This window comes from Devosia psychrophila (genome assembly GCF_000971275.1).
Lineage (GTDB): Bacteria > Pseudomonadota > Alphaproteobacteria > Rhizobiales > Devosiaceae > Devosia > Devosia psychrophila.
The window spans coordinates 95333-101708 of record NZ_LAPV01000166.1; the positions used below are offsets into that span (position 1 = coordinate 95333).

Consider the following 6376-nt stretch of genomic DNA (forward strand, 5'->3'; position numbering starts at 1 on the left):
AATTGCTGCGAAAGTGTTAACAGACTGCTAGCATCGAGGGGCCGAAAATGCGGATTTTCGGGAAGGCTGGTTACGGTATCACGCTTTTTGCGCTGGCCGCCTGTTCGCCGATCCAGATCGGATCGCGCACTCTGGATTTTGGCGGCGGCGGCGGCGGTGCTCAGACATTTCCCACCCAGACCACAATGCCGATCCAGCCCACCAGCGCAGCGCAGCGCTTCGGGCGCGGGCCGGTGCAGGTATCGCTGCTGCTGCCGCTGTCGGGCGAACCGGGGCTGGCGAGCGTCGGCCAGGCGCTGGCCAATGCGTCGAGGCTGGCTATCGCCTTCATCGAGGCCAATCCCAATATTGCCGAGAACATCACCATCACGCTGCGCGATACCGGCGCGACAGTGCAGGGCGCCACGGCGGCGGCCAGCGCTGCGGCGAGCGAGGGCGCCAGGCTGATCCTCGGCCCGTTGCGGGCCGATCAGGTGACGGCGGTCGGTGCGGTGGCGCGCTCGTCGGGCATTCCGGTGATCGGCTTTTCCAATAACCCCACAGCGGCGGGGCCGGGGGTATATCTGCTGAGCGTGCTGCCCGACATGGAGATGAAACGCTCGCTGAACTGGATCAAGACGCAGGGACGGCGCGGCATTGCGGGTATTTTCCCGGCGACGGATTTCGGTCAAGCGCAAGAGGCAGCGTTCCGCCAGCAGGCAGCTATTGCCAGCTTTGCCCCGAGCGCGGTCTATACGTTTTCCTCGTCCGGCGAAGCGCAGCAGATCGTCAATCAGGCGCTGCCGCAGATCCAGAATGGGATGATCGACACGATCTTCATTCCCGACCGAGCGACGGCGCCAAGCTTCGGCGTGCTGCTGGCACAGGCGGGGGTGAAGCCGGGGGCGGTGCAGATCGTCGGGTCGGCGGACTGGGAGGGCGATCCGGCGATTGCCAACGCACCGCAACTGGCCGGCGCCATTTATCCGGCGGTCGACCCGGCCGGCATGGCGGCGATCGGCGCCGACTACCAGCGCCAGTTCGGCGGGGCGCCACACGCACTGGCCACCATCGCCTACACAGCGACGATCCTGGCCAATGTGAACACGCTGTCGATGGCCAATCCGCCGTATAATCCGGCGCTGATGTCCAGTGCGACTGGCTTCAACGGCCGCGACGGGGCGTTCCGGTTTCTGGTCAATGGCCGTGCCGAATATGCGCTGGTGCTGAAACGGATTGCGCCGGGTGGAGCGCAGGTGTTGGAGGGGGCGAAGCTGTGAAGGCGCCTCATACCCGATCGTCACCCTCGGGCTTGACCCGAGGGAACTGAACTGGTCTGACGAAGTATAGAGCCCTCGGGTCAAGCCCGAGGGTGAGGAGCGGTGGATGTTTGTCGAATTGCGGCTAAGCCGCGAGATCCGCCACGACCGCGTCCAGCACTGGAAAACCCTTGTCCGTCACGCGCAGATTGCCGTTGGGGAGGGTTTCGACAAAGCCGTAGCCTTTGAGGGTGTCGATCTGGGTGCGGGAAATCTGGCGTCCGGACAGGGCGGTGAAGCGCGCCGGGGAGATGCCTTCCTTGAGGCGCAGGCCCATGACGAGGAACTCGTCGCCCTGCTCTTCCCAGGTCAAAACGTCATCGACCACGAGGCCATGGCCTTTGGCGACGACGTTCTTCTGCCAGTCGAAGGGCATTTTTTCGGCGGCGGTGGCGTGGCGCTGGTTGTTGATCATCAGGCGGCCATGGGCGCCGGGGCCGATGCCGGCATATTCGCCATAACGCCAGTACAGCATGTTGTGCGAGCTTTCCTGGCCCGGGCGGGCGTGATTGGAAATCTCGTAGGCGGGCAGGCCGGCCTCGGCGGTCAGCTCATGGGTCATTTCGTAGAAATCGGCGGCAAGGTCTTCATTGGGCATGGCGAGCTTGCCGGCGCGATGCAGGTCGAAGTAGCGCGTGCCCATTTCGATGGTGAGCTGGTAGAGGCTGATGTGACCCTGCGCCATCCACAGCGCTTCCTTGAGCTCGTCTTCCCAATCTTCCAGCGACTGCTTGGGGCGGGCATAGATCAGATCAAAGCTCGAGCGATCGAATACCGACTGGGCGATGCGCACGGCGGCAATGGCTTCATCGACGGTGTGGCGACGGCCGAGTTCGGCCAGCGGGCCTTCGCGCAGCGATTGCACGCCGAGCGAGACGCGGTTGACGCCGGCGGCGCGGAAGCCCTTGAAGCGGTCGACCTCGACGCTGGTCGGATTGGCTTCGAGGGTGATCTCGGCCTTGGAATCGAGCGTCCAATGCTTGGCGATGGCGTCGATGATGCGGCCGGTCGACTGCGGGTTCATCAGCGATGGCGTGCCACCCCCGAAAAAGATCGACTGCACGACACGGCCGGGCGCCATCGCCGCAGTGGTGGCGATCTCGCGCTCATAGGCGGCGACATAGTCGATCTCGTCGAACGGGCCGCGATGAACGTGCGAGTTGAAGTCGCAGTACGGGCACTTGGAGGCGCAGAACGGCCAGTGCACGTAAACCCCGAACATGTCGTTGGGGCTACTGCTCAATTTGCTGTTCCACGAACTTGGCAAACGAGCGGGCGCGGTGGCTGAGGCCAAGCCGGCCGGGCGCCCAGGAGTGTTTCATTTCGGCGGTCATCTGGCCGAAGGTAATGTCATAGCCATCGGGCATGAACACCGGATCATAGCCATGACCGCGTTCGCCGCGCGGTGGCCAGACCAGGGTGCCGAAGCACTGGCCATGATAAATCACGTCGCGACCATCGGGATGGGCGAGGCAGAGCGTGGCGTTGAAGGAACCTTTGCGCTGGCCCGGCGACGTGGCATTGGCGGCCTGCAGCGCATCTTCGACGCGCTTCATGGCGTGGCTGAAATCGCGCGGCACGCCCGCCCAGTCGGCGGTATAGACCCCGGGATCGCCGTTGAGCGCGTCGACGCAGAGGCCCGAATCATCGCTCAGCGCCAGCATGCCGGACGCCTGCGCCGCCGCGTGGGCCTTCAGGCGGGCGTTTTCGGCAAACGTCGTCCCGGTTTCTTCGGGCTCGGGCAGGCCGAGTTCGCCGGCCGAGGTCAACTCCAGTCCGAAGGGCTCGAACAGCTCCTGGAATTCCTTGAGCTTGCCGGCATTGTGGGTGGCCAGAACCAGGCGGTCACCTTGGCGCAGCCGGGCAATGGGGCTCATTTGCCGGCCCTCGGCTTGGCGGCAAGGGCCCGGGATACGTCGTGCCACAGTGCACAGTTTTCCGGCGAAACGACGCGTGCCGTCTTGACCGGTTTTTGCGCGGCTGCGACTTTCTTGAGGAGCCAGCCGATCATGCGGAGAGGGCCTCTTGCTGCAACAGGCCGAGTTCGCCGATGCCCTGTTCGGCAAGCTCCATCAGCGCGTTGAGCTCATCGCGGCTGAAGGGCACCTGTTCGGCGGTGCCCTGAATTTCGACGAATTTGCCGGAGCCGGTCATGACGAAATTGGCGTCGGTATGGGCTTCGACATCTTCGAGATAATCGAGATCGAGCACCGGAGCACCGCGATAGATGCCGCAGGAAACCGCAGCCACCGAATCGCGCAAGGCCTTGCCCTTGGTCAGCTTGCGCTCGTCCATCCATTTGATGGCGTCGGCCAGCGCTACATAGGCGCCGGTGATCGAAGCGGTGCGGGTGCCGCCATCGGCTTCGAGCACGTCGCAGTCGATGGTGATCTGGTTTTCGCCGAGCAATTGCATGTCGACCACGGCGCGCAGCGAACGGCCGATCAGGCGCTGGATTTCCTGGGTGCGGCCGGACTGCTTGCCGGCAGCGGCTTCGCGGCGGGTGCGCGAACCGGTGGCGCGGGGCAGCATGCCATATTCGGCGGTGACCCAGCCCTGGCCCTTGCCACGCAGCCAGCCGGGAATGCTGGTTTCGACCGAAGCGGTGACGAGAACTTTGGTGTTTCCGAAGGAAACGAGGCAGGAGCCCTCCGCCTTCATGGCGACATTGCGCTCGATAGTCACCGCACGCATTTGATTGAGCTCACGTCCGGAAGGGCGCATCAATAATCCAGTTAGAAAGTGTCGTTAACCGCCTCTTAACCCTCATTGGTCGAGCTCACAAGCGGCGGTGGCTTGGCGCGAAGCAGCAATGCGCTTAAATGAGGCAGCACGGTTAAAGCGGAAGATTTTATCCAACAGCCATGGCCAGACCGCCCGAAGACTTTCTCAGCGTGCTCAATGCCCGCAGCCAGGACATATTCAAGAAGATCGTCGAGCGCTATCTCGACACCGGCTCGCCCGTGGGTTCGCGCGATCTGAGCCGGATGCTGCAGACTGGATTATCCCCAGCCTCGGTGCGCAACGTGATGGCGGATCTCGAAGATCTCGGCCTGATCGCGGCGCCGCATACCTCGGCCGGGCGGGCACCAACGCAGGAGGGCCTGCGGTTCTTCGTCGATGCCATGCTGGAGGTCGGCGCCGTCAACGAGGCCGAACGCAGCCAGATCGCCAAGAGCATCGAGGGCCAGCATCGGGGACAGGTCGAAGACGTGCTCACTGAAGCCAGCCAGTTGCTCAGCGGCTTGAGCCAGGGGGCTGGCGTGGTGATTGCCACCAAGGCTGACATCATCCTGCGCCATATCGAATTCGTGCGGCTCGATGCCGCCCGCGCCATGGCGATCCTTGTGGGGCAGGACGGGCAGGTGGAAAACCGCATCATGGACGTACCGCCCGGGCTGACGGCGTCGGCGCTGACCCAGGCGGGCAATTATCTGGCGCGCTATGTGGTGGGCCGGACCATTCCCGAGGCGCGCAAAGCGCTGGGTGAACAGCGGGCCGAACAGCGGGCCGAGCTGGATGAACTGACGCAGAAGCTGGTCGATGCCGGCATTGCGACGCTGGGGCAGCCCTCGGCCGCGAGCCAGCCGACGGTGATCGTGCGGGGGCGCGGCAACCTGATCAACGATACGATGGCGAGCGACGAGCTGAGCCGGATGCGGCAATTGTTCGACGAGCTGGAGAGCAAGGACGGGCTGCTCGATCTGCTCGGTGACGCCGAAAAAGCACAGGGCGTGCGCATCTTTATCGGCTCGGAAAACAAGCTGTTTTCGCTCTCGGGCTCGTCGGTCATCCTGTCGCCGTACAAGGATGCCAATGACAAGGTGGTCGGCGTGCTGGGCGTGATCGGGCCGACGCGGCTCAACTATGCGCGCATCGTGCCGGTAGTGGATTATACCGCCAATGTGATCAGCGCGATGATGGCCAGAAAACGATAGTCGTGCCGTTCGGGCGTAGCCCTCATGGCCTTCTCACCTCAAATCGCTCCAGCGGAGTGATTTGCCGGCAACCCAGAGGCATCGAAGGCTTGAAATTCAGCCCGGTTTGGCCGATATGCGGGACAAATTCAGTTATTGCGGAACGGAACAATGATGAGCGACGAAAACGCCGCCTCGGGCGATACGCCTGAAGTTGAAATCCCGGTAGAGCAGGCCGTCGATCCGATCGAAGCCCTGCGCATCGAGAATGCCGATCTCAAGGATCGCGTTTTGCGCAGCCATGCCGAGATGGAAAACCTGCGCAAGCGCACCGAACGCGACGTCAATGACACGCGCAGCTATGCCATCGCCGGCTTTGCCCGCGACATGCTGAGTGCCACCGATGCGCTGAGCCGCGCGCTGATGGTGCTGCCGGCCGAAGCGCGGACCAGTGGCGATGCGACCACCAAGAGCCTGATCGAGGGCATCGAGCTGGCCGAGCGCGAAATGCAGCGCCTGCTGGCCAAGCATGGCGTCAAGCCGATCGAGGCCGAGGGCCAGAAATTCGATCCGCACAAGCATCAGGCAATGTTCGAAGTGCCCGATCCCAGCAAGCCGGAAGGTACTGTGGTGCAGGTGGTGCAGACCGGTTTTGCCATCGGCGACCGGGTATTGCGGCCTGCGATGGTTGGTGTTGCCAAGGGTGGCCCGAGCCATGCGCCGGCTGATGAGGCGATCGACAAGAGCGCCTGAGGCTTTTCTTGCCACCAGAGTTAAGGTCGCAAGAATGGACCCCAGCCGATGAGACCAGCATTCCGACAAAAGGCCATCGCCGTTTGCAGTGCAAAGATCGCTGGAAAGGGTGAGGGCGTCGGGCTGTCGTTCTACGCCTTTTTCGCCAATCGGAACGACGATCCGGAATTGCTGATGGAAGCGGCCACCTGGTGGATCCGGACCCACAAGCTCGACCATTTCGAAAAGGCCATCAAAATCAGGGCTATGTTAGAGGCGATGGCCTGAAAAAACGGGCCATGGTTTCACGTGAATCCCCGCGCAAGTGGGGATTTTTGTTTGTGGGATATTTATCAGTCGACACCCTCCCCCCTGAGGCACAGTGTGTGCATTGTGCGCAAACCTACCCCCACCCGACCCCTTCGGGGC

At 63.1% G+C, this 6376-nt stretch carries 8 protein-coding genes; 4 read left to right on the forward strand and 4 right to left on the reverse strand.

All coding sequences use genetic code 11. From position 1 onward, the window contains the following. Positions 1-47: 47 nt before the first annotated feature. Positions 48-1259 carry a penicillin-binding protein activator gene (locus WH91_RS19105; RefSeq protein WP_052952979.1) on the forward strand — a complete coding sequence of 404 codons (1212 nt, stop codon included), beginning with the start codon at positions 48-50 and terminating at the stop codon, positions 1257-1259. 124 nt (positions 1260-1383) lie between these two features. On the opposite strand, the gene hemW is transcribed toward WH91_RS19105, so the two are convergent. Genes hemW through rph form a run of 4 tightly spaced genes read right to left on the reverse strand, consistent with a single transcriptional unit; the run spans position 1384 to position 4022 of the window. Next, on the reverse strand, positions 1384-2541 hold the full coding sequence (gene hemW / locus WH91_RS19110; protein ID WP_046172598.1) for a radical SAM family heme chaperone HemW: 1158 nt from the start codon (positions 2539-2541) through the stop codon (positions 1384-1386). Beyond that, on the reverse strand, positions 2531-3175 hold the full coding sequence (locus WH91_RS19115; RefSeq protein ID WP_046172599.1) for a non-canonical purine NTP pyrophosphatase: 645 nt from the start codon (positions 3173-3175) through the stop codon (positions 2531-2533). The genes hemW and WH91_RS19115 overlap by 11 nt, the downstream gene beginning before the upstream one ends. Beyond that, a complete protein-coding gene (locus WH91_RS24780) occupies positions 3172-3309 on the reverse strand; it encodes a hypothetical protein (protein WP_158409610.1) in 138 nt (45 codons plus the stop codon). The genes WH91_RS19115 and WH91_RS24780 overlap by 4 nt, the downstream gene beginning before the upstream one ends. Then, entirely contained in the window at positions 3306-4022 is a 717-nt protein-coding gene (rph, locus tag WH91_RS19120; RefSeq protein ID WP_046172600.1) for a ribonuclease PH, read from the reverse strand. Before rph ends, WH91_RS24780 begins: the two co-directional genes overlap by 4 nt. A 140-nt stretch (positions 4023-4162) precedes the next feature. Here rph and hrcA point away from each other — a divergent pair, with 140 nt between their 5' ends. The 3 genes from hrcA (at position 4163) to WH91_RS19135 (ending at position 6235) form a co-directional block, all read left to right on the forward strand. Next, positions 4163-5236: a heat-inducible transcriptional repressor HrcA gene (gene hrcA, locus WH91_RS19125; protein WP_046172601.1), complete on the forward strand. Its 1074-nt coding sequence runs from the start codon at positions 4163-4165 to the stop codon at positions 5234-5236. A gap of 153 nt (positions 5237-5389) precedes the next feature. Continuing rightward, positions 5390-5968 carry a nucleotide exchange factor GrpE gene (grpE, locus tag WH91_RS19130; RefSeq protein ID WP_046172621.1) on the forward strand — a complete coding sequence of 193 codons (579 nt, stop codon included), beginning with the start codon at positions 5390-5392 and terminating at the stop codon, positions 5966-5968. Positions 5969-6016: 48 nt separating this feature from the next. Next, positions 6017-6235: a DUF6500 family protein gene (locus WH91_RS19135; protein WP_046172602.1), complete on the forward strand. Its 219-nt coding sequence runs from the start codon at positions 6017-6019 to the stop codon at positions 6233-6235. Positions 6236-6376: the final 141 nt, after the last annotated feature.